This is a genomic window from Asaia platycodi JCM 25414, assembly GCF_000614545.1.
Taxonomy (GTDB): domain Bacteria; phylum Pseudomonadota; class Alphaproteobacteria; order Acetobacterales; family Acetobacteraceae; genus Asaia; species Asaia platycodi.
Window position 1 is genome coordinate 203,055 of the sequence record NZ_BAKW01000001.1, and the last position, 20,567, is coordinate 223,621.

The window sequence follows — 20,567 nt, forward strand, 5'->3', positions numbered from 1 at the left end:
AAATGGCAGGTGGATGACTACATGAAGCCGCCTGTCTGCTCCTGTCTCACTGAGCGGATAGGCAGATCAGGGGGTGAGTTGAATGTCAGTTACCGGGAAGAGATGATCGAGAACAGTTATTCGAAGCGCTCACGTGTTGCTGGATGCTGTACCACCGGGCAATGCCCCAACCAAAGGAGCCTAAACCCATGCCGCTAACCGTCATACCCGCTTGGGTGTCTGAAATGAGGCGAAGCCTGCCTGTCTGCATCCTTGATGCGGATAAGCAGTTAAGCAGGAAACAGAATAGCCGGTTTTAAGCTTGCTTGGTTTGGAAGTGAACGAAGCATGGCCCTGTGTGTTGATGCGTCGTAGTTAAGATGTGTATTGAAAAACGGCATTAGCTTTTGCCAGAGCAACCTCCGGAAGGTCGACAGCAACTGCTTTGCCGCCGTGTATGTTCGCTTGAGTCGCAGATCGACTGCAAAAGGCGCCTCCGAAAGGGAATACACCGGTCAGGACCACAATTCTCCGGAAAAAAATGCCGAACAGCCCCATAACCAGCGAAAAGGGCATTATCGTCCATGCAGCAAAGATAGCGTACCGTGCCTCGCCAAATGCGCGTCAGATTTTCCGGGGGGAGAAGTTTGGCCTGGCCGCCGCGACTTCATCAAGGATTGCACGTCCTTCCTCGTCCTCGCTCACCCGCAGGCGCGCCGGGACCGCTTCTCCATGCAGTTGGGAGCGCAGATCCTCCCAGCGCTCCTGGAGAACGTTCCAATTGTGCTCGTCGTAGGTTCCTTTGAAGATAATCGGACAGATTTCAATACAGGGAAGATCGGCCCCCTTTCTCTTGGCATCAATCGCCTTCCGCAGCATCTTCGCCCATCGGGAATTCACGCGGTCGACGCGGCCGATCTGCTGCTCGACCACGCCCGGATTCCACTCGGGATGCAGCAGGACAACGAGCCGGCAGCTCTCGTGAAGATTGAGCCCTTCGCGCCCCACAAGCGACTGCGCTACGAGCACGCGCGGGAAGCTGTTCGATTGGTTGAAGGCGAGTTGGATCATACGGCGCGTCTGCAGCTTGGTTTCACCATACATCAGCCGGGCGAATCCCCCTTGCCGGCTTGTGTATCCTTCCCGCAAATGCTCTTCGAGGACGTTCCAGGCCCTTGTCGCTTGTTCCTCGTCGAATTCCTCTCCTTGTTCTCGCCGCTATCACGGTCCGCGACCGCTTCTACCAAGGCTCGGAATGCGCTTGCCAGGTCGGCATTAGATGCTTCCGGACCGTCGGTATTTGCGGCGATAGCCCGGGCAAGCAGAGCCATGTGGCGCTCGTCTTCTTCATCATCGCCGGTCACGGGCGCCGTCTGGCGTCCGATGGCGTCGAGAATGGCGAGGCATTTGCCATTGGCTGCGTCATGAGCCAGTCCTGCGCGCAGACGCACGAGAAGCCCTTCTCGGTGCCTCGCACGCTGGCCGCTTTCCCGACGATAGCGTTGGACTAAAAGGTCGTCGAGCCGGGTCAAGTCCACCTTCGACGCTAACTGGCGGTGTGCGGCGCGCACGGCCGGCCACTCGTCTTCATGCACCTTGGCTTGCGGCCAGGGATTCGCATGCTCGACGGCCTTAAGCATCTGCCTCGCATTGAGCAGCCCCACCAAGGCGCGCATCGGGCGAGTGAAGCGTCCAAAGACCAGCACCTTTTCGCCCCGCTCGGTTTCTTCTTCGATGGTTCGGATGGCCGCCAGGATCGCCGGATGATCGAACAGGATGTCCGGATCGTTTCCGAACGCATTTTGCAGGACGGACGCCCACAACGCAGACCGATTGCCGGCCGGTGGCCTGGCAACTAAATCAAGACCAGACGGTCCTATCTCGTCATCGGCCTGAGCCCGGTCTTCCTCAACCTGCCTTTTATCCTCCTCCTTGTCGTAAAATGCTTGGTCGATGATACCGGCAAGGCCATGACCGTTACCGATGGTCAGGCGCAATCGTTTCGTCCGGCTATCCATCACAGGTTCCCGAACAACCGATAGCGCCTCCGCCGCACAAACCGCCTGGCGCCAGGCCGGACTCAGGTCGTTGAACTCAACTGCGACCTCGCGCAAATGCCGATAATCGTGTTCGGATAGCCCGCTTGCCTCTTTGAACCTGAGTACATCTTCGTCTTCGCGCTTGTCGCGTCGCAAAAGATAAGGCTGGAGCGCGTTATGGAATTGTGCGGCGGCCTCGCGATATTCGTCCCGCACTGCGCCACTCGTTCGCCAGCCCAGTCGGAGGCGACGGATCGCCTGCGCATAACGCTCTGTCGCCTCAACGACTGGCTGGCGTTGTTCCGTGGTCGTGGCAATACGTTTGAGCGTCGATTCCCATTGCCCGACATCAAGTTCGATGGGCGTGGCTGTCAGCGCGAGGCGACGGCTATCACCACCTGTAAGGATAACGTTTTCGACCACGGTAGACAGACCGCCGTCCTCCGACCGATTTTTGTGCGCCTCGTCCACGATGATGAGGTCGAAGGCTCCAAGCCCCAGCCCGACGACCTTCTCAAACCAAACGCGAAGCGGCTGACGGCTCCCGTAGTTTTCCGCGTTGAGCGGGGCGGGCCAGGTCACCTCCGAGAGAAGGCGTGAGAGCAGGCAACGCGCGGGATTGCCTGAGGTCGAAGGTACTGCTCCTGCGATTGAATTTGCTGCGGTTACAACACGTTTCACATAGGCGTCACGATAATAGGCATCGCGGTAGCCACGGGGTACACGCCCTTCTGTCAATCGTCGGGTTGCCGCGTAGACCTCCGGAAGCAGGCACCATCGCCAAGTCTGCGGGTTCTGTCCGAACCGCCAGTTAGAAAATAGATGGGAAATCATGATGATGGACTGCCGGAACCACGGAGCCGAGGCAGATTCCTCGTTGTTCCAGGCTTCAAAATAGCCATGCAAGCTGCGAATCACCGGCAGGACATCTGTCTCGCAATCGCGGAATTCTTTTGTCCACTGGAAGCTCAGGCCGGGCGGGATGACGACTGCTGATCGGCCGCCACTTTGCACGACAGCCATGGCCACAAAGACCGCAATGCGTGTCTTTCCCATGCCGACCTCGTCGGCGACAATCACGCCGTTGCTGCCGATGCGGTCGGCGATTGCCAAAAGGCTTGCGCGTTGCCCGTCATTAAGCAGCCGAGCGAACGCAGACGAAGGACTCGCCATGTCTTGGAGGCGGCGCGCAACTTCCGTCCATCCCCGAAACTTCTGTTTCAACGCGTTTCCCCCAGCTTCGCGCAGTTCTCAAGCTGCCAGGCCGCGATAGCCGCATTGAGTGCAGCCTCGTAGCGCACGCCTTGTTGCGTCTGCGCGGTCGCGGCAAAGGCCGGCCGGAAGGCTGGTGCGAACAAAGGGTGTAGCGGATTAAGCGAGATTGACTGGAACGCCCTTACAACCTCGCTGTCCTTTGCCTGCGTCAGTACCTGTTCGAGACGGTTGCACCACATGGCCCAGTCCGTTACTGCGATGGCGACCTGCTTGGCTGCAATTTCCTCGACCAGGATCATCATCCGGCGAACCGGGTAGGCAGAAGGCGATGTTGCCTGGGCAACCCCTGCGGCGACAACTCCGTCGATGGCATCCATCGCATCACTGCCCACCAGTTCCTCATCTTCCGGCGGCATCGGGAAATTGGCGAGCTGGATCCATGCTTCTTCCAAATCGAGCGCGGGCAGATCGGCGGCGCAATAACGGCCGTAGCGGTCGATGACCGGCACACTGGCCGTTCGCATATTCCTTCGGTCGACCACGCCACGGTTACCTGTCGTGGACGCTTTCCTGGCCAGGTAAAGCTGCCATTTGCAAGACGCTCGCACGGGTTCCCATCGGGATCGAACAACTCAAACGCCTCCAGTACCTCCCCTTGCGTGGTGAGGCTCCCCCCTTCGGGCCACTCGCTCCAGAGAAACAGAGCGACGGGCGCGGCAACGAAGGCGGCATCGCGCTCCGGCATGTCCTGCCCAGCCTGTAGCGTCGGTAAAGGTGTCTCCTCCGCATCGTCCCAGTGAATGGGAAGCCGGTTGGTGACGACATCTCCTCCCTCGTCTTTTTTGCCCTCAACGGACCACCTCAGGGCTTCAGGGGCAAAGACAACACCGGCTTCGAGGTTTCCTAACGAACCTGCCTTGTTCATCAAGCCGGGTTTGGTCAGGTTGCCGGACCCGAGATAGACCCAAGGGCTGCTGCAATTGTTAGACTTTTTGCTCCAATTGGCACTGAAGATGAATTTGGCGTGGAGAGAGCGCGGGAAGGCGCCAAAGTAGGCCGGCATGCCGGCAGCGTGTATGGTCCAGCCTTTGCCTCGATCCAGGACTGTCGAGCGGCGACCGCCTGACAAGCGAGCGGGTTGACGAAGAGGCTCTTTTCGCAGCTCATTGTGACTAGCGATTTCTCTTTTAGGGTCTCACATATCTGCTCAGGGATGAAGGTATCATGCGCCCCTTCGCCCTCGAAAAAGCCGGACCCCAGTGCAAGATAGTTGCGCCTGGCATTGCCCCCGTGATGCCTCACAAGGTCTGGAAGCTGTTCAAATAGGGAGCGCTCCCGACTGTCGAAGAAGTGGGGAGGGTACTCCGTCTGGCGTTTGGCAATCTGGCCAATCCATGCGGCAAATTTGGCTGCAGCATCGGTCGACTCGTTGTCTTTCCCTGAAATGCGTTCGAGGGGGCGAAGATCGAAGAATTGCTGGAGCCAAGATAGGAAATTCCAGGCTGCGGCCAGATCGGTACGGTCCTGAGGAGCAACGTTATTGTTCGTATCCCGGCCGACGATATCGAGGTGCCAGGCGAGGTCGAGGCTTTCTTCAAGCGTCTGGCGTGTCCAATTGCCGGTTGACACGATGATGCGTAGGACAAAGCGGTCGCTGTCCTCGCCCCTGAAGCTGATGACCGCGACCTTGGCGTGCAGGAGTGCAAAGGGCAGATTCGCAGTCTTTACGGGCAGATGCAGAGCGCCCGGTGCTTCTGCGGGCGCAATTTGTGGATTTCCGGGATTGAGCATCACGGCCAACAGAATCCGGCCCTGATAGGCACGTCGAGCCCGGGTCAAGCCGGAGAAGCGTTCAAGGGCATCCTCCAGGAAACCGGCATCGGCTGCGTATCCGCAAAGCCAGCCGAAGATTCCCTGATATTGCTCGGGTGGATCAAAAAGCTGGGCGAGAGAGGCTGGCTTGAAACTCATGCCGCTTCTTCGGCCACCGGCGGGTTCAGGAAATCTGCAAGTCGTCCCTCAAGGTCCAGATCGAGGAGATAAAGATTGCGGACGCGGCCGGAGATGCCGCCCGGGACAGGCACGCGGCCCGCATTGTCGGCATCTGCTCCCTCGCCTTCATCTTCCGAGATTTCCGCTTCAGGCTGTCGGGAGAAAGCCCCGCCCGGCAGCACATCGTTTCCGACCAGCCGCAATACCCGATCATCGCGCCTGACGAGGTTCCGGATGATGGCCACAGAATCACCTTCTGTGCACTGTCGGCAGAAAATCGTCGCCATGCGTCCTTCAGTCGGGTCCTTGCCCTCATCCAGAAAACGGTGCGCCGCTTCACGCAGTGTCCCAAGCCGCATCTGTACGGGGGAAAGCGTGTATGCGGCGTCTGCAGCAAGTTTCGGCGCAGCATCGGCGCCATCTGTGCCTCAATGGCGTTCAACACGTCGATGGCGGCGTCTCGCGCTGTGAAGAATTGGGCGCCCAGCCGAAGATCGTCCCAGTGATTCGCATCAAGTATCGCTGGCTTCGTCTCCCACCCGGCAGGGCGAGTCACATCAAGAGAACGAACCCAGCCAAGGGCGTTCTTCCTTCGGGCTGCTTCGGGGTTCCGGCCGGCACCTTCGCAGAGCTTGTCGCGAACGAGTATCCGCGCATCAGGAGGCAGAACGATCAACGGCGAGAGGGCATTCCGCAGATTGTCTGTGTCTCTGATGACGGCACCGTCTTTGGCGCGTCCGAACAGGTAGTCCTCAACGGTGGCCTTATACGGTCTATGTCCGGCCGTGGCGGCTTCGATCAAATCCATGCCGACTTGTGTACAACGAAAACTATTGAACCGCTGGCTCCCAGGTTCGACGAAGCCAAGATCAACCAGTGCTTCCACGGTCGCATGCGCATGGGCTGAGTGACATAGAATCGTGGCTGGCGCAGTCGCGAGAAGGTCAGGTCGTCTGTGCCGGTCAGCTTTTGGCGGCCGCGCAGCCGAGAGTCACTCGTCCAACCATTGTTTCTAAATGCACACCAGCACGCCAGCGCCTCCACCGCGTTGGCAATCTCTATTGCTTTGACGTTGGTGCTGCTTAAGCGCAGCCGATCGGCAATCCGGACGCCAAGCGTCGCGAGAAAAAGTTGCTTGGCAAACCACACCCCGCCCAGACCAGGCACAGCGAGTTGGTTGAACTTCCGCACGGCGGCTCCCAGACCGAGCGTCCGCGTTCGGCGCGATCCCGCAAGCTGTTCGGGTCCAAGCAGCCCCCATCGCATGGTCGGCAACTGGTTTATTTTGTCCTGTCCAAATGTTTCAGTTGCCACCTTTCGACGCCTCCCAGATTCCCGTTTCCTCTTTATCTACGCGTCCAAATTACATGAAAATCCGCATGCTGACACGATGAAGATCAAGAGAAAATTCATTGTTAAAAAAACCTTCGGGTAAGACTCTAAGAAGAATTTTTAACTAATAATGTCTGCTATGCAGAAATTACTTCTATCCCACTCACGTCTGAGATGTAGGCGAAAGCGGACGAACTGATGTCTAAAGATGTGTCTCCGCTCAACTTTCGGGAATTGTTAGATCAAGCGTCTTGTAACTGATCGCTTCGACAACACGCTTGAGGTTAGGGACATCAATCGCGGAGGTGTAGTTCGTGGTCCCCTGGCTTCGATGCGTCGCTTCATGCCCCAGGAGACGGTCAATCCAGATCTCCCGTAGTTCATGCCCGGTGTTGCGTAGCTTAGTCGAGACTGTGTGTCGGAAGCTGTGGAAACAGACTTCCCTAGGGAGTCCGGCTCTGCTTCGCAGGCGCGCAAAGGCCTGAGAGAAGCTTGCCGAACGGTCGCCGGTTTTTGTGACGACCAGATCCGGAAACAGCCAGACCTGATCGGGCTTCATGAAAGACAGAATACCCTTTGCAATCAGCTCAGGGTGGATCGGTACGATGCGTGTGCCAGCCTGTGTCTTTGGGGACCATCCGCTCTCGCTGTGCGGGCGGATCTGGAAACAGGCGACACCTTCCATCATTTCGATATCGGCGCATCGCAGGTTGCAGATCTCACCGAGTCTCATACCTGTGTAGGCAGCAATATTGATGATTGCGGCTGCCGTGCGTGCAGAGGGCGTGCGGCTCGCCCATGGTGTCGCACTGAGCTGCGCTAGCTCAGCGTCGCTGAAGCAGCGTCGTTCGACCTTCTTCGTGACATGGTAGTCCCAGCCTGCCCAGACATTGCGTGACACCAGATCACGCTGCAGCAGGAGCGCCCAAAGAGCGGATAGACGAGAGAAGTGGTTCTTGACCGTCTTGGCGCTGATGGTCTCGAGCTTCTCGGTTTCAGCGCGCGCGACCTCGTCACGGATCGAACGACCGTTGCGCTCCTTGCCGTGGGTGGAGGGAAGACGGAAGAGGAGATCACGGAACTCGCCTGCGGTCTCGCCGGTAATCCGTTCGACCTCCATGTCGCCGAAGGCATCGATGAACAGGTTAAGCGCTTTGCGCGTGCCGCGTTTCGTATCCTCTGAGCGATTGGTATCTGGGTAAATAAAACGCTCCGCCGCCATGCTGACCGTCAGAAGCTTTGAGCGGGAACCTGAGCTTGCAAGCTTTTTCCCTGGCGTGGATGGTTTGCGTGGGTCTGGTTCAGCAGTCAGCGGCACTGGGGCGATAGTTTCGCTCTTCCTGGCCGTTCCAATGTCGACGACGATGTTTTTTAGGAGATCGACCTGAGCGGCCAGATTAGCGGCCTCCGCACGCGCTTCAGGCAGATCCTTCTTCACGATTTTCCGCATCGTTTCGAGCCGCTCGGTATCCTTGGCAAGATAGGGGCCGATGATGGAGAGAAAACGCGTCACGAGGTTGTTGAACTCGAGGAAGCGTACCTGAACCTCTGTCATTTCCCTCTCATGCTTGAGTTCGAGCAGGCGCATTTCGATGGCATGGGCAGACTCGGTATCGCGAACGAAGCTCTCATAAAAAGTGATGATCTCGTCTGGTGTGGGCGGTCGGGCTTTCGAGTCACTCATGGCGCGCACCTTGTCGAAGAACTGTCCGGTCCGGTCATATAGCTGTGCCGCCCGTCTGCGAGCCTCGAGTTTAGCCGAAGTATCAAGCGAAAGGGAGATCTCGGACCGCCTCAGGAGAGGCTGGATATTCTTCGGCACGGCCCTGCGAAAATGGTATCGGGACCCGATCAGACGCAGCATCAAACTTTCCCATTCTGGGAAGAATTCCGGGGCAACCCCGGTTTGACGCGTTGAGAGCCAAAAAACCTATCATTTTCAATGAGATAGTGGTGCGAACTATGGGACTCGAACCCACACGCCCTTACGGACTCGAGATTTTAAGTCTCGTGCGTCTACCATTCCGCCAAGTTCGCACAGCACGGGTCTGGCTCTAGCACGAGGGAAGGGGCGTGCAAATCCCCAACGGTCAGCCGAGGGCGAGCAGTCCTGCGCCGTGTTCCTTGAGCCAGCTCTGCGCCTGACGTCTCTTGGGGTGAAAGCGCTCGACATGATGCCAGAATGCGCGGCTATGATCGAAATGCGTGAGATGCGCGAGTTCATGTATCATGACGTAGTCGCGCACGGTTTGGGGCATCAGAGCAAGGCGCCAGTTGAGCATGATCCGGCCAGTGCGAGCGCAGCTGCCCCAGCGTGTTCTGGCATTGCCGCACACAATGCTGGTGGGTATGGCCCTCATCGTGACGGCATGGTGGTTGAGCTGCGCGGGCAGGGTGATACTCGAATGGTTTTTCAAGAAGCAGAGTGTCCGGGCTTCGAAGCGCTCGATAGGCCCGCCTATCGTGAGGCGTGCCGCCTCCAGTAAAGCTGGTCGGCGCTGCTCGGGGGCATGATGCAGTGTGACCGCATGATCGTTCAAGAGGATCATCTGCAAAGGCACCAGCTTGGCGTCGCAGGCAGAGCCGCGAGTTTCTCGTCTATCCAGGGTGAGTGGGCCGAAACGAAATCCTTGGCGCGTTTGAGTGAGAGTGAGAGTGGGCAGGTGACGACAACCTGTCGAAGCACCGGGTCTATACGCAGCGAGAGGCGGCGCGCACGGGCAGAACGACGCCAGAGAATGGGTCGATCTGTCGTGATCACCGGGCAGTCTTGCGGGGCTTGCGCTTGCGTTTCTTGCGCGCCACTCCGGAAGGGATTTCCGCAGGCCAGTCGACGAGATGATCTTCAAGCAAACCGGCCTCACGCTCGCTGATCATCTTGCCCCGTCCTGAGATGCCCGCTTCATGAATGGACTCCGCAGAGCCCGAGCGCAGAGGGTGCCATTCAGGCAAATCTTGCCCATCGCGTATCAGAATATAGGCGCAGCTCGGGGGAAGCCAGTCGATATCGGCCAGAATGTCGGGTGTCAGTGAGACGCAGTCTGGTACTTTTCGAAAGCGCGTCTCATAGCTGGAGCAACGGCAGGATTCGAGATCGAGCAGGCGGCACGCAACATTCGTGAAATAGATAGCGTCGGTTTCGTCGTCGCGCAGCTTGTGCAGGCAGCATTTGCCGCAGCCATCGCATAGCGACTCCCATTCTTCCTTGCTCATGTCTGCAAGAGAGGTTGTCTGCCAGAAAGGAAACGGGGAGTCAGCCATGGGCGATGCTCGAAAGAAACAGGCAAAGCGCCAGGCAAAAGGCGAGGCAGAGACCGGACAGGGCTACCGGCAGGCGCAAGAGTGGTAGCCATAAATAGCGTATTCTGGCCGAACGCCCTGCTCCCAAACCTGCCGCAGCGCGCGCGAGGCCTTCGAACCTGCCTGAAAGACGCCGGGTGATGGGCAGCAGGCAGAAAGGGGTCAGCAAAACGCCCGCACCAAAGAGGGCTCCTTTATGCATAGGCCCTGCATGAGTGACGCTCAGCCAGCATGCCCCGACCAATGCTCCCGACGCGCTCCCTACGAGAAGGCGCGGCAAGGCCTTCGGCATGATCAGCCGTAACAGGGCCAGAGTGATAAGGCAGAAGGCGGCTCCCATAATGAGGAGCGCGAGTTCGACCATCATGCGTCGACGTCAGCCAGGTCTGGAAGCGCTTTTGCAAGGCATCGAAATTGATTGCCCAGAAGCCATCGCTCATCGAGAGGCTGCCCAGATCGCGCCCATCCTGAGGGGCATCCTGCGTGTCATCATGAAGCGGCGTCTGATCACGCAACATTTTGATGATTGTTTCCGTCTGGTCCGCCGGCACATTGCGCGGGATCGCCCAGGACAGCTTCTGGCGGAGCGACTGCCGCCACTGGACTGAGAACGAAATCTTCTGTCCGAGATCGGCCAGACGGTCGAAGGGCGTCGACAGCATGAGCGCCGCACCGCTATTCATAATCCGGCTCGCCTCCTCGGCGGTGCGCCACCAGACGAGATAGGGCCTGAGCTGGTCGAGCTTGCGAAAGGCGCGGTCGACACCCGCAGGTGAGGAAAGAACGTTGTAGACGTCACGCGGTGCGACGCCATCGGCCATGAGCGCAATTTCGAGCGTGCCACGCGGGTCGAGGCGCAGCGCACGCTTGCCGGGATGGCGGGCGATATCCCAGAAATCGCCCCAGTCCGGCGCAGCTTCGCCCAGCCGCCCGCGATCCCAGGCCAGAACGATGCTTTCCTCACCAGCCGGTATGCCGCAGGGGGAATTGGCCGCTCCATGCGAGGCAGTCGATGCGTTGGGCGTGGGCAGGGTCTGCACCACGCCGTCACGGCAGGCAGCATAAAGCGTTGTGTTGTCCACCATGACGGCCAGCCAGGGAGCTGTGCGTGTCTGGGCAGCCTGGCGCAATGTGGCGAGGCTGCGTCCCACTCCCGCAGCGGATACGGCTGATCGGGCATCAGAAGCGAATGGGCGTCGATACTTCCCGACACGACGGCCAGAACGGGGCGCGTAGCAGCCACAGGGCGGTTGGCTTTTTTCGTCTTGGCGCGATGCACGACATGATGCGCGGCATGATGCGGCGTCGCCTGAGCCGCGACGGGCAGGCACAGTGTGAGCACCATCATCCATCCCGCACGACGTCGCGAGGCAGGCGCTTGCGGCCATGTCTGGAAGAGGGTGGAGACGTGTGCAGATAACACCCTTTCCGGTTGAAGGTGAAAGCAGAATTTTTCTTATAGATCGTCTTTCATGGGAAAGGCCACAGCCTGACTGGCCTGCCATGCAAGTTGCAGCGAGGTGCCGTGGGTTACGCCGCGCAGGGATTGCAAAAGAGGGCGGCGCATTTCGATTTCTGCGCCATCGGCCAAGCGCAGCCTGAAGCGAATATGCTCGCCTGTATGAAGAACGGACTGGACGCTTGCCAGCAACGGAGGTGTCTCTTCGTCACCTGCCATGGGAGTGCCGAAAAGAGGGGTCATACGGTCAGGGCGGATGCAGAGAATGCACAGCGCATCTTCGGCAAGTTCGGCGTCTGCCATGGCCTCGACCACGCCGCCACAGGCGAGGTGAATGCGTGCGACATCGTCCTCTATTTCCAGCACTCGTCCAGTCAGGAGATTGGCTTCCCCGAACAGCCTGGCACTGCGCGCATCGCTCGGGCGTTCCATCAATGTCGCCGCATCGGCACATTGAACCAGAGACTGCCCGTCGAGGAGCGCGATGCGTCCGCCGAGCCAGAGCGCGTCTTCCCGGCTGCGGGCGGCATGAATGAGGGTGAGACCCAGGGCTCGTTGCAATCTGGATACCAGATCGCGGGTCTTGCTGGCTGCGCGCAAGTCGAGCGCGCTCAGCAATCCGTCAAGGATAAGGACGGAGGGCGCCCCGGCCAGCGCCCGGGCCAGTTTGAGTCTTATTCTCTGCTCGGGAGTCAACTGATCGCCGGGCAGGCCCATCTGGGCATCAAGGCCGACAAGGGCGAGCATCTTTTTTACGGTCGCGTCGACAAGCTGCGCTGCGGCGCCCTTGGCGCGCAGGGGGAGGGCAATATTGGCAGCAACATCGAGATGCCCAAAAACCGGCTCTCTCGGAGAGACCAGCACGATCGCACGGCGCTCCGGAGGCTCGCGAGTGATGTCCTGCCCGTCGAGAAGGATCTTCCCGCTGGCTGGCTGTGCGAACCCCCCAAGCACGTCGCAGAACAGACTAAGGCTCTGGGCGTCTTCACTCAAGAGGCTGAGAGCTTCGCTCTGGCCGAGACGAAGGGAAAACGGCTCCGCAGCCTCATCAAGCGCGAGCGCCTCGATCTCGAGGGGAAATTTGCGGTCACGTGATAACGCAGACATGAAACCTCGCCTCTCTTCAGAACGTTTGAGCCCAAACCACTAGACGCGGTTTTCACCGCGCAAGGAGTTGTGACATGAGCAAAACAGACGTCAAGCACACCGCCGACGCCGCTGCCAAGTCGGCGCAGGAGCAGATCGACGGTCTCAAGAGCCAGCTTGAGCAGCTTCTTAAGGATCGCATCAACCGGCCCTCCTTGATGTTGCCGACCGCGCCGATCAGGCGGTTGCCAATGCGCGCGAGATCACCGATGTTCAGCTGCACAATGCTGAAGCACGTGTCCGGGCGCGTCCCCTTGCTGCTGTTTTGATTTCTGCCGTCATTGGCTTTATTGCAGGACGTGTCTCCAAATAGGCCGTCTCTTCCGAGACAGGGCGGCCTCTCGTTCCAACCCGTATCAGGTGCGGGCAAGGCGGTCTGTCCTGTTTCGGATCCGATCTTGCAGGTTCGCCCCTGATACGAACACACGATAAAGGCTAGCGAATCTCCATGAAGGTCATCGATGTCGGGCAGGAAGCCTCAAGGCACAAGGTGAGGTGATGCAGCGCGTGGCCATGCGCGTCGGTCGCCGTGTTGCCTATTTCATCATTGCCGCCATCTTCGGCCTTTTCGCTCTGGTTTCGTTTCATGCCGTGCTCTGGGCCTTCGCTTCAGCGTCCTGCATTTTTCGGCCTTTGCTGCGGCCTGCTCGGTGCTTGGCATCGATCTGCTCTTCGTGATCGTCTTTGCCCTGCTTGGCACGCGCAACATTGCCGACCCGGTCGAGTTCGAGGCGCGTCTGCGCCGTGATCGCAAGATGATAGAATTCAAGCAGACGCTTGCGCTCTCGACGCTGATGGGCCTGCTGATCGGCCCGGTCGGGCGCTTCACTGGCAAGCAGCTCTTCGGCGCCGTACGCAACATCTTCACCCGCCGATGAACAGCCTGAACGGCTTGTGACCTTTCTTGCCAGAAATCTAATGCAAAATTCAGGTTTGCCTTCTGGCAGGAGCGCCCTGTTTCCCCTATGACCTTTCGGCAGGTGCTTCAGGCTGGTTGTCCGAAGCGCCCCGGGTTCGGTCAGGTCGTATCATCTGGTGTCCGCATCCTGGCGAGATGATGAAGAACTACGGTTTTTCATCCTGCCGGGCTATGCTCTCCTCTTTCTGATCCCGAAAGGTCGATGCAAGAAGGGGTGAGGGAGGCAGATGCTCGCAGAATTCAATCTATTCGGCGTATTGATCTCTCCCATTGCCGTCTATTCGCTCGCTGCGATCCCCGTTACCTTGTTCATCCGCTTTCTGCTCTGGCGCACTGGTGCCATCGAGTGGTTCTGGCATGTCGCCCTTTTCGAGGTGGCGCTTTACGTCTGCGTGTTGTGCCTCATGGTGCTGTATGTCTGAACGGCCAGAGGTTCACGCGGGTTTCCTCGTGAAACGATCCGTCCCCTCCCATCATGGCAAGGAATCTCCTTCGTGCTGTTCGCCCGTACGCTGATCCGTGTTTTTCTGACATTAGCAGTGCTCGGGGTGACGCTCCTTCTGGGGTACACGCTGTGGGAGACCTACATGATCGCCCCTTGGACGCGTGACGGGCGCGTGCGGGTCTATGTCGTGGATGCAGCACCCGAAGTTTCGGGCACGGTTGTCAGCGTGCCGGTGCATGACAATGATTTCGTTCATCGTGGCGATCCGCTTTTCGTGATCGATCCGGTCAGATTTCGCCTCGCCATCCGTGAAGCTGAAGCCCATCTGGCAAGCGCGGAAGAAGATCTGAAGCTGCGCCGCAACGACGCCAAGCGCCGTATGGGGCTTAACGGTATTGTCTCTGCCGAAGAGCAGGAAATCTACAACTCGAATGTCGAGACGCAGGTAGATGCAGTCAATGCCGCCCGCGCGTCGCTCGATGTGGCGCGGCTGAACCTGCAGCGCTCGATCGTCTATTCGCCCGTTGAGGGGTATGTGACCAACCTCAATCTGCGTGTGGGCGATTACGCGCATGAAGCCAGTCGCACATGGCGGTCATCGATGCCGACAGCTTCTGGATCAATGCCTATTTCGAAGAGACGAAAATGTGGGGTGTCCATGTGGGAGACGTCGCCCGCGTGAAACTCATGGGCTATCGTGAGATCGTGCCTGCCCATGTCGTCTCTATCGCTCGCGGCATCAACGACCAGAATGGCTCGCCCGACAAGCTTGGCCTTCAGGATGTGAACCCCATTTTCACGTGGGTGCGTCTGGCGCAGCGTATTCCGGTGCGTATCCATCTCGACCGTGTGCCGCCCGAGGTCATTCTCGCAGCGGGCATGACCTGTACGGTAACGGTCGGTACGCCTCCCCAGGGCCAGCGCGGGAGACTCACCACCTGGCTGCAGAATCATCTCTGATCATGGTTCCTTTCCCACGCAGGCTCGCCGCCCTGACACTCGCTGTTTCTCTTCTCGCCGGATGCACGGTGGGGCCGCATTATACGCCCGATCGCATGAAGCTGCCCAATGGCTTCGTCGAGAGCGATCACGCAGCAACACCCGAAGAGATTGCCCGCACGGAAGCGGAGATGAAAGAGTGGTGGGGGCAGTATAACGACCCTCTGCTCAACAGGCTGGTCGCCCAGGCGATCAAGGGCAATTACGATCTGCTCATTGCCGACCAGCGCATCATTGCCGGGCGTGCGATGCGCGAGGAGGCGGCTTCGGCCTGGTATCCGCAACTCGATGCCAATGCGGGGGGCGGTTCCAGCCGCTATTCGATCAATATCGATAACTGGCCGATCCGACCCGGCAACCCGCAAAACCGCCCCGAAGCCTCGGTGCTGACCTACGGGGCGCAGGCGAGCTGGGAAATTGATGCTTTCGGCCGTATCCGTCGCGAGGTCGAGGCCAGCGAGCGTGCCATTGATGTCAGCATTGAAGATCGTCGCGCCACGCTCATGACGCTGCTTTCCGATCTGGTGCGGGCCTATATCTCTCTGCGTGGGGCGCAATTGCGTCTGGCAATCGCGCAGGCCAATGTCAAGAATGCGCAGAACGAGGTCGATCTGACCAAACGCCTCTATCTCGAAGGGATCGGCAACACCCTCCAGACCGCGCAGGCTCAGAGCGAACTCGATAGCGAGCAGGCGTCGCTGGAGCCGCTCAAGGCTCAGATCGATACGTTGAGCCACGGGGTGAGCGTGCTGCTCGGCGATATGCCGGGCGATCTCAAGGCCGAACTCGAGGCGCTTCCGAACGGCACTGCCTCGCTGCCGGTCATGCCGCATTTCCCGGCGACGTTACCGTCGATCGTCGTGGCCAATCGCCCCGATATACGGGCAGCCGAGCGGGGCTATGCCGAGACGACAGCGCGTATCGGTGTTGCGGTGGCGCAGCTCTATCCGAAATTCTCGATACCGCTCACCTTTAACCCGAACGCTTCGGCCATGTATCAGGCGTTTCAGGTCAATTCGATGAGCTGGTCTTTCATAATGCTGGCCACCCTGCCGATCATGCATGGCGGGCGCTTTACCTCGCAGGTCGTCGAGGCCCGCGCACGTGCCGAGGCGAGCCGCCTGACCTATCGCAAGACGGTGCTCAATGCCTTCCGTGAAGTCGAAGACGCCATGACGTCGTGGCTCCATAACGACCATTATGTGGCCCAGCTTCATCAGGCTTCGCTCGATAGCGGGCTTGCGGCAGACCGCGCACGCCGCCTCTATGCGGCAGGTCTGACCGATTACATCAATGTGCTGACAACGCAGCGCATGCTTCTGGGCGCGCAGGACCGTGAAGCCGTGGCTCGCACGGCTCGTCTGCACGATACGGTGGCTCTCTATACTGCCATGGGGGCGGGTTGGCAGGGGCTGGCACTGCGTGACACGGCCTTGCCAATCGATGCAGCCAAGCAGAGTATTCTGGCCAAGGCCTTCTCCCGCTAGGCCGGTCGCAATGGCTTGCGGTCTGAGAGGCTGTGTGCGCTCTTGAATTGTCCCGATCCGGACCAACATAAAACATATGAATTCTGTAGTATTCACGAATAATGAGGAGAAACAGGCGTGAAAGATCCTTATGCAGCGCTTGGCCTGACGCGTGGCGCCACGGATAAGGAAATCCGCAGCGCCTATCGCAAGCTCGCCAAGGAGCATCACCCGGATCATAATCCGAACAACAAGAAGGCCGAAGAAGCCTTCAAGGCGGTCGGCGCCGCTTACGGTATTCTCGGCGACAAGGAGAAGCGCGCACGTTTCGACCGTGGTGAAATCGATGCCGAGGGCAATGAGCGTGGCCCCTTCGGGCATGGCGGCGGCGGTCAGGGATTCCATGGTGGCGGTGGTGGCCAGTTCAACCAGGAAGATCTCGGGGCGTTCTTTTCCGACATGTTCAGCGGTGGTGGCACCGGGGCCGATTTCGGTACGGGGCCTTTTGGTGGCGGAGGCCGTCGTCGCAGCCGTCGCGGCGCCGATCGCTCCTACACCCTGACCGTCTCGTTCGAAGATTCCGTGTTGGGCACCACGAGCCGCGTGACACTGCCGGAGGCCGGAACAGTCGAGGTCAGGATTCCTGCCGGGATCGAAGATGGCCAGACCCTGCGCCTGAGTGGCAAGGGCGCAGCAGGAATGGGGGAGGGCGCCCCTGCAGGCGATGCGCTCATCACCATCTCGGTGACACCGAGCACCGTTTATACCCGCGAGGGGCGCGATCTGCGTGCCAGCGTGCCGGTCGATCTCACCACTGCCATTCTGGGAGGCAAGATCGTGGTGCCGACCCCCAAGGGGCAGGTGACGATGAAAGTGCCGCCCCATTCCGATACGGGTACTGTGTTGCGTCTTGGTGGGCGTGGCGTGGCCGAGCAGGGCGCGCACAAGGCGGGCAATCTGTATGTCACCTTGCAGGTCAGGATCGGCAAGGTCGATCCGGCGCTTGAGGAGTTTCTGGTCAAACAGCAGGCTCTCGAGGGCGAAAGAGCCTGATCAATGCCAGCAAAAAGCAGCTTTCTAGACTGGAAACTGATTTTTACCCGCGAGGTCATGGGGGCAGTCGTAGCGCTTCTCACGACCGCGCTTCTGGTCATGCTCTGCTATGGCGGGATGCGGATCTCGGGAGTGTGGGCGGGACTTTAGACTTCCCCTCCCTCGCGAGTGTGATATCTCCGGGCAACTGAGTTTCATTTGCCCGGACATTGCCCATGAGTTCATCCTCCCTTTCCGAGCTGCCGACACGACGACAGTCCTTCTCGGTCGTGTTTGCCATCGAGCTGTGGGAACGCTTCGGCTATTACGGCATGCAGGCCGTTCTCACGCTCTATCTGGTGCAACGCCTCGGGCTGAGCGATGTGGCAGCAAATGTCATGATCGCGGCCTTTGTGGGGCTTACCTACATTACGCCGGTTCTTGGCGGCTACGCGGGCGATCGTATCCTCGGGCCGCGTCGCACGATGCTCATGGGCGCTTTTGCGCTGATATTCGGCTATGCGGCGCTTGCCCTGGCTGACCAGCATCGTCCCTTGCTCTTTTTTGCGATGGCACTGATTTCGGCAGGTAACGGGTTGTTCAAGCCTAACGCCGCCAATCTGGTGCGACGCATCTATGAGGGCGACGACGCCGCGCTCGATGCCGCCTTCACCATCTACTACATGTCGGTCAATGTGGGCTCGACGGTCTCGATGCTCATCACCCCGCTGCTTCAGGATCGCTACGGCCCGGCCAGTGCTTTTCTGACCTGCTCGGGCGGGTTGGTGATGGGCCTGCTCTATTATTTCTGGCGCCGTCGCTGGATCCATCATGCGGGCTCCGCGCTCGATCAGGGGCCGTTTCAGCTGAGGCCTTTCCTGATCGTTCTCGGTGGTTTCGTGCTGACCGTTCTGGTTCTGACCGGCATCATCGCAAGCCCCGGTATCGCTCGGCTCTGCGTCTGGGCGGCCAGTGTGGCCATCGTCATCCTCTGGGGGCGTCTGTATTTTCGCTCTGGCGCGAAGGCCCGGCCGGGTCTGCGCCTGACTTTCCTGCTCTGCCTTGAGAGCATGGCCTATCTGATTTTCTATCAGCAGATGATGACGTCGCTCACGCTCTTTGCCTTGCGCGCAGTCGATGGTGATCTGCGTATCGGTGGCGTGACCCTCGTGCATCTGAGTGCCGGGCAGTTTCAGGCGCTCAACCCGATCTGGATCATGCTGGCCAGCCCGGTTCTGGCTGCGCTGTATAATCGCTTGGCCGCACAGGGGCGGGATCTGTCTCTGGCGCATAAGATGGTGCTGGGTTTCGGTCTGGTTACGCTTGGCTTTCTTATCTGGTGGATCGCGGCGTCCCATGCGCAGAATCTGGTTTCGGCCTGGGTCATGGTGCTTGGCTACGGTTTGATCTCGATTGCGGAATTGCTGACCATGGCGCTCGGCCTGGCCATCATCGCGCGCTACACCGCAGCCGAAAGCAGTGGCTTCATGATGGGATCGCTCTATCTCGTCTGGGGTATCGCCATGTATGTCGGTAGCCTCGTCGCCAATTTCGCTGCAGCCACCGGCGAGCCCACGACGGGTGCGGCGGCGGCGGCGGCACTCTATGTGCCGCTCTTCCGCGATCTGTTCATAGCCGGTCTGGTTCTGACGGGGCTGCTGATCTGCCTGCTGCCTTTGGCCAAACGCTGGGATCGCGAGCATGTGCTGGCGATGGGGAACGCCGCGATGCCGGAAGCCCGACCATCCATGCCGCTAGAGGTTGAGGACTGATTTGTCGTATCGCCCCGCCCGGGAGGATGGGGTTTTGCCAATCGTTCAGGAAGATGCCTATCATCCCCGCGCTCAGAACGAGCCTGTTCAGAAGGACGACATCATGAAGCCGAGCTCACGTTACGCCCTCGCCGGTCTGGCCCTGATTGCCGGAACCGCTGCGCTGCCCTGCCTGCCAGTCATCGGCGCCGTCACGCCCGCCATGGCTGCCAGCGCACCGGCGCCCAGCGCGCCGCTCACGCTCAAGGTTCTCAAGGTCGAAGGCAACAGCGCTGTCGCCACCGCAGACATCATGGCGGTCCTCCCTTACCATGTAGCGACACTGTCACGCGCGACCAGCTCGATGCCGGGGTGCAGAAAGTGGCCGACCTCTACAAGGCCAAAAACCTGGGCGCCAAGTTCAGCGAGAAAGAGCGCTTCGTGAAAAACACGGTGCAGTTCTACCTTGTGATTGAGGAGCAGGCACCGAGCGCTGCGCCTGCACCGGCGCCATTCGTCCTGGACAAGGTCGAGTTCGTTGGCAACAAGCAGGTGCCGACGGCTGAGCTCGAAGCCGCGACGAAGCTGCATCCGGGTGCAACCGTTACGGCAGAGGCGGCTACGGCTGACACGGTTGCCATTCAGAAGATCTATCAAAAGCATAATCTTGGCGTGCAGATCCAGCCTGTCGCCACCCAGCCCAACCACGACAATCATGTCGTGCTGACCTATCAGATCACCGAGAAGTAAGAGAAGGGCTCTCAAGGGGGCTCATTTCTTCCGCTGGCGCGTTGCCCCCAACGTGGCGCGCCAGCAAGGCGTGATTTCTTTCGCGCGCAGAGGGCCTGCCGCTTCAGCCCAGAATCAAAGTGTCTCCGCTCGTGCCAGAGAAGAGAAAAATTCTTCCTGCAAAAGCGCAGGTTCCAGCGCAGCTGGCAGATAAAGTGGATGCTCTGGTCGCCCACCCTTGCTCAAACGCATGACGTACAAGGTGATTCCGGCCATGTGCAGGGCAAGCGCAACCTTGTTGCCCTGTGCCTTGAGGGAGGGATGGGTCGGCGAGCCGTAAGCCAGAATGACCTTGTCGGCCTCTTTTGCCATGGCGAGCAAAGCCTTGTCATTTCCCGGGCCTACCGGATCGCTCACTTCAAGCAGGCGCTTTTGATCGGTGCAGCGATAGCCGAAGCTGTTACCGACGAACATCGCGCCATAGCCCCAGCCTCTCGCATAGCGCTGACACTTGGCGACGGTGCGATCATCGCCATATTCGGTTGCCACAGAAGTTCATCATCAGCCACATGATAGTGGGCTTCGTTTCGTCCCAGACGCGATGGAGCCGGTAGCGATAGCACTCATGCGGGCCGTCATAAACGGCGGTGCTTACAACGTCGTCCTGAAGGCGCAACGCCTTGGAGGAGCTACGTGATGAACTGTTTTTTCTTGATCCATAGGCGGTAAGCGCGCTCCCCGGCGAGATAAGGGAGCGCGGTGAT

At 59.4% G+C, this 20,567-nt stretch carries 23 protein-coding genes, 1 tRNA gene and 3 pseudogenes; 10 read left to right on the top strand and 17 right to left on the bottom strand.

Features of this window, described 5'->3' with window-relative positions:
• Positions 1-603 precede the first annotated feature (603 nt).
• From JCM25414_RS22150 to JCM25414_RS01005, 15 genes and pseudogenes are all read right to left on the bottom strand, one after another.
• A complete protein-coding gene (locus tag JCM25414_RS22150) occupies positions 604-1,083 on the bottom strand; it encodes a helicase-related protein (protein WP_025840432.1) in 480 nt (159 codons plus the stop codon).
• A complete protein-coding gene (locus tag JCM25414_RS00950; RefSeq protein ID WP_148300877.1) occupies positions 1,083-3,131 on the bottom strand; it encodes a type III restriction endonuclease subunit R in 2,049 nt (682 codons plus the stop codon). The genes JCM25414_RS22150 and JCM25414_RS00950 overlap by 1 nt, the downstream gene beginning before the upstream one ends.
• 107 nt (positions 3,132-3,238) lie before the next feature.
• Complete coding sequence (locus JCM25414_RS00955) at positions 3,239-3,742, bottom strand: hypothetical protein (protein ID WP_159101679.1); 504 nt, start codon at positions 3,740-3,742, stop codon at positions 3,239-3,241.
• A gap of 430 nt (positions 3,743-4,172) precedes the next feature.
• Positions 4,173-5,033 carry a hypothetical protein gene (locus JCM25414_RS00960; RefSeq protein WP_148300878.1) on the bottom strand — a complete coding sequence of 287 codons (861 nt, stop codon included), beginning with the start codon at positions 5,031-5,033 and terminating at the stop codon, positions 4,173-4,175.
• A gap of 167 nt (positions 5,034-5,200) precedes the next feature.
• Complete coding sequence (locus JCM25414_RS00965; protein ID WP_148300879.1) at positions 5,201-5,512, bottom strand: hypothetical protein; 312 nt, start codon at positions 5,510-5,512, stop codon at positions 5,201-5,203.
• Positions 5,513-6,023: 511 nt separating this feature from the next.
• A complete protein-coding gene (locus tag JCM25414_RS22740; protein WP_148300880.1) occupies positions 6,024-6,539 on the bottom strand; it encodes a hypothetical protein in 516 nt (171 codons plus the stop codon).
• A 238-nt stretch (positions 6,540-6,777) separates the two neighbouring features.
• The gene (locus JCM25414_RS00975) at positions 6,778-8,241 is read right to left on the bottom strand and encodes a tyrosine-type recombinase/integrase (protein ID WP_148300881.1); all 1,464 of its coding nucleotides are present in this window, start codon (positions 8,239-8,241) and stop codon (positions 6,778-6,780) included.
• Positions 8,242-8,256: 15 nt separating this feature from the next.
• A pseudogene (locus JCM25414_RS26265) lies at positions 8,257-8,421 on the bottom strand (DUF6538 domain-containing protein); the annotation flags it as partial.
• Between the two features lie 87 nt (positions 8,422-8,508).
• Positions 8,509-8,594 (bottom strand) — tRNA-Leu (locus JCM25414_RS00980).
• A gap of 53 nt (positions 8,595-8,647) precedes the next feature.
• Positions 8,648-9,106: a M48 family metallopeptidase gene (locus tag JCM25414_RS15655; protein ID WP_148300882.1), complete on the bottom strand. Its 459-nt coding sequence runs from the start codon at positions 9,104-9,106 to the stop codon at positions 8,648-8,650.
• On the bottom strand, positions 9,103-9,318 hold the full coding sequence (locus JCM25414_RS22745) for a DUF45 domain-containing protein (RefSeq protein WP_159101681.1): 216 nt from the start codon (positions 9,316-9,318) through the stop codon (positions 9,103-9,105). Before JCM25414_RS22745 ends, JCM25414_RS15655 begins: the two co-directional genes overlap by 4 nt.
• Positions 9,315-9,818 carry a YcgN family cysteine cluster protein gene (locus JCM25414_RS00990; RefSeq protein ID WP_025840439.1) on the bottom strand — a complete coding sequence of 168 codons (504 nt, stop codon included), beginning with the start codon at positions 9,816-9,818 and terminating at the stop codon, positions 9,315-9,317. The genes JCM25414_RS22745 and JCM25414_RS00990 overlap by 4 nt, the downstream gene beginning before the upstream one ends.
• Complete coding sequence (locus tag JCM25414_RS00995; RefSeq protein WP_025840440.1) at positions 9,811-10,059, bottom strand: hypothetical protein; 249 nt, start codon at positions 10,057-10,059, stop codon at positions 9,811-9,813. Before JCM25414_RS00995 ends, JCM25414_RS00990 begins: the two co-directional genes overlap by 8 nt.
• The gene (locus JCM25414_RS15660; RefSeq protein WP_051535590.1) at positions 10,052-11,008 is read right to left on the bottom strand and encodes an extracellular solute-binding protein; all 957 of its coding nucleotides are present in this window, start codon (positions 11,006-11,008) and stop codon (positions 10,052-10,054) included. Before JCM25414_RS15660 ends, JCM25414_RS00995 begins: the two co-directional genes overlap by 8 nt.
• 305 nt (positions 11,009-11,313) lie before the next feature.
• Complete coding sequence (locus tag JCM25414_RS01005; RefSeq protein ID WP_025840441.1) at positions 11,314-12,423, bottom strand: ABC transporter ATP-binding protein; 1,110 nt, start codon at positions 12,421-12,423, stop codon at positions 11,314-11,316.
• Positions 12,424-12,497: 74 nt separating this feature from the next.
• Between JCM25414_RS01005 and JCM25414_RS01010 the strand changes: the two genes are divergently transcribed.
• The gene (locus tag JCM25414_RS01010) at positions 12,498-12,731 is read left to right on the top strand and encodes a hypothetical protein (RefSeq protein ID WP_025840442.1); all 234 of its coding nucleotides are present in this window, start codon (positions 12,498-12,500) and stop codon (positions 12,729-12,731) included.
• Positions 12,732-12,897: 166 nt separating this feature from the next.
• Here the strand turns inward: JCM25414_RS01010 and JCM25414_RS24005 are convergent, their stop codons facing one another.
• Positions 12,898-13,050, bottom strand: coding sequence for a hypothetical protein (locus JCM25414_RS24005; protein WP_242403209.1), 153 nt, complete (start codon positions 13,048-13,050; stop codon positions 12,898-12,900).
• Positions 13,051-13,112: 62 nt separating this feature from the next.
• On the opposite strand from JCM25414_RS24005, the gene JCM25414_RS24010 reads away from it, so the two are divergent.
• The 9 genes and pseudogenes from JCM25414_RS24010 to JCM25414_RS23225 all read left to right on the top strand — a co-directional run bounded on the left by JCM25414_RS24010 (position 13,113) and on the right by JCM25414_RS23225 (position 19,824).
• A complete protein-coding gene (locus tag JCM25414_RS24010; protein WP_242403210.1) occupies positions 13,113-13,340 on the top strand; it encodes a hypothetical protein in 228 nt (75 codons plus the stop codon).
• 268 nt (positions 13,341-13,608) lie between these two features.
• Positions 13,609-13,803, top strand: coding sequence for a DUF1656 domain-containing protein (locus JCM25414_RS01020; protein WP_025840443.1), 195 nt, complete (start codon positions 13,609-13,611; stop codon positions 13,801-13,803).
• A gap of 72 nt (positions 13,804-13,875) precedes the next feature.
• Positions 13,876-14,786 (top strand): annotated as a pseudogene (locus JCM25414_RS15670) (efflux RND transporter periplasmic adaptor subunit).
• A gap of 2 nt (positions 14,787-14,788) precedes the next feature.
• Entirely contained in the window at positions 14,789-16,312 is a 1,524-nt protein-coding gene (locus JCM25414_RS01030; protein ID WP_025840444.1) for an efflux transporter outer membrane subunit, read from the top strand.
• A 117-nt stretch (positions 16,313-16,429) separates the two neighbouring features.
• On the top strand, positions 16,430-17,344 hold the full coding sequence (locus JCM25414_RS01035) for a DnaJ C-terminal domain-containing protein (protein ID WP_025840445.1): 915 nt from the start codon (positions 16,430-16,432) through the stop codon (positions 17,342-17,344).
• A 3-nt stretch (positions 17,345-17,347) separates the two neighbouring features.
• On the top strand, positions 17,348-17,494 hold the full coding sequence (locus JCM25414_RS23215; RefSeq protein WP_159101682.1) for a hypothetical protein: 147 nt from the start codon (positions 17,348-17,350) through the stop codon (positions 17,492-17,494).
• 65 nt (positions 17,495-17,559) lie between these two features.
• Positions 17,560-19,095 carry a peptide MFS transporter gene (locus JCM25414_RS01045; protein WP_025840446.1) on the top strand — a complete coding sequence of 512 codons (1,536 nt, stop codon included), beginning with the start codon at positions 17,560-17,562 and terminating at the stop codon, positions 19,093-19,095.
• Between the two features lie 34 nt (positions 19,096-19,129).
• Entirely contained in the window at positions 19,130-19,519 is a 390-nt protein-coding gene (locus tag JCM25414_RS23220; protein ID WP_051535591.1) for a hypothetical protein, read from the top strand.
• Positions 19,516-19,824, top strand: coding sequence for a POTRA domain-containing protein (locus tag JCM25414_RS23225; protein WP_051535592.1), 309 nt, complete (start codon positions 19,516-19,518; stop codon positions 19,822-19,824). Before JCM25414_RS23220 ends, JCM25414_RS23225 begins: the two co-directional genes overlap by 4 nt.
• Positions 19,825-19,938: 114 nt before the next feature.
• Here JCM25414_RS23225 and JCM25414_RS15680 read toward each other — a convergent pair.
• A pseudogene (locus JCM25414_RS15680) lies at positions 19,939-20,479 on the bottom strand (DUF1643 domain-containing protein).
• Positions 20,480-20,567 lie beyond the last annotated feature (88 nt).

Coding starts and splice junctions, on each gene's coding strand:
- JCM25414_RS23215 (WP_159101682.1), top strand. CDS start 17,348: ATGCCAGCAAAAAGCAGCTTTCTAGACTGGAAACTGATTTTTACCCGC.
- JCM25414_RS01020 (WP_025840443.1), top strand. CDS start 13,609: ATGCTCGCAGAATTCAATCTATTCGGCGTATTGATCTCTCCCATTGCC.
- JCM25414_RS24005 (WP_242403209.1), bottom strand. CDS start 13,050: ATGAAACGAAACCAGAGCGAAAAGGCCGAAGATGGCGGCAATGATGAA.
- JCM25414_RS22150 (WP_025840432.1), bottom strand. CDS start 1,083: ATGTATGGTGAAACCAAGCTGCAGACGCGCCGTATGATCCAACTCGCC.
- JCM25414_RS00975 (WP_148300881.1), bottom strand. CDS start 8,241: ATGAGTGACTCGAAAGCCCGACCGCCCACACCAGACGAGATCATCACT.
- JCM25414_RS00965 (WP_148300879.1), bottom strand. CDS start 5,512: ATGGCGACGATTTTCTGCCGACAGTGCACAGAAGGTGATTCTGTGGCC.
- JCM25414_RS01010 (WP_025840442.1), top strand. CDS start 12,498: ATGAGCAAAACAGACGTCAAGCACACCGCCGACGCCGCTGCCAAGTCG.
- JCM25414_RS00990 (WP_025840439.1), bottom strand. CDS start 9,818: ATGGCTGACTCCCCGTTTCCTTTCTGGCAGACAACCTCTCTTGCAGAC.
- JCM25414_RS00995 (WP_025840440.1), bottom strand. CDS start 10,059: ATGCATAAAGGAGCCCTCTTTGGTGCGGGCGTTTTGCTGACCCCTTTC.
- JCM25414_RS01030 (WP_025840444.1), top strand. CDS start 14,789: ATGGTTCCTTTCCCACGCAGGCTCGCCGCCCTGACACTCGCTGTTTCT.
- JCM25414_RS01045 (WP_025840446.1), top strand. CDS start 17,560: ATGAGTTCATCCTCCCTTTCCGAGCTGCCGACACGACGACAGTCCTTC.
- JCM25414_RS01005 (WP_025840441.1), bottom strand. CDS start 12,423: ATGTCTGCGTTATCACGTGACCGCAAATTTCCCCTCGAGATCGAGGCG.
- JCM25414_RS15655 (WP_148300882.1), bottom strand. CDS start 9,106: ATGATCCTCTTGAACGATCATGCGGTCACACTGCATCATGCCCCCGAG.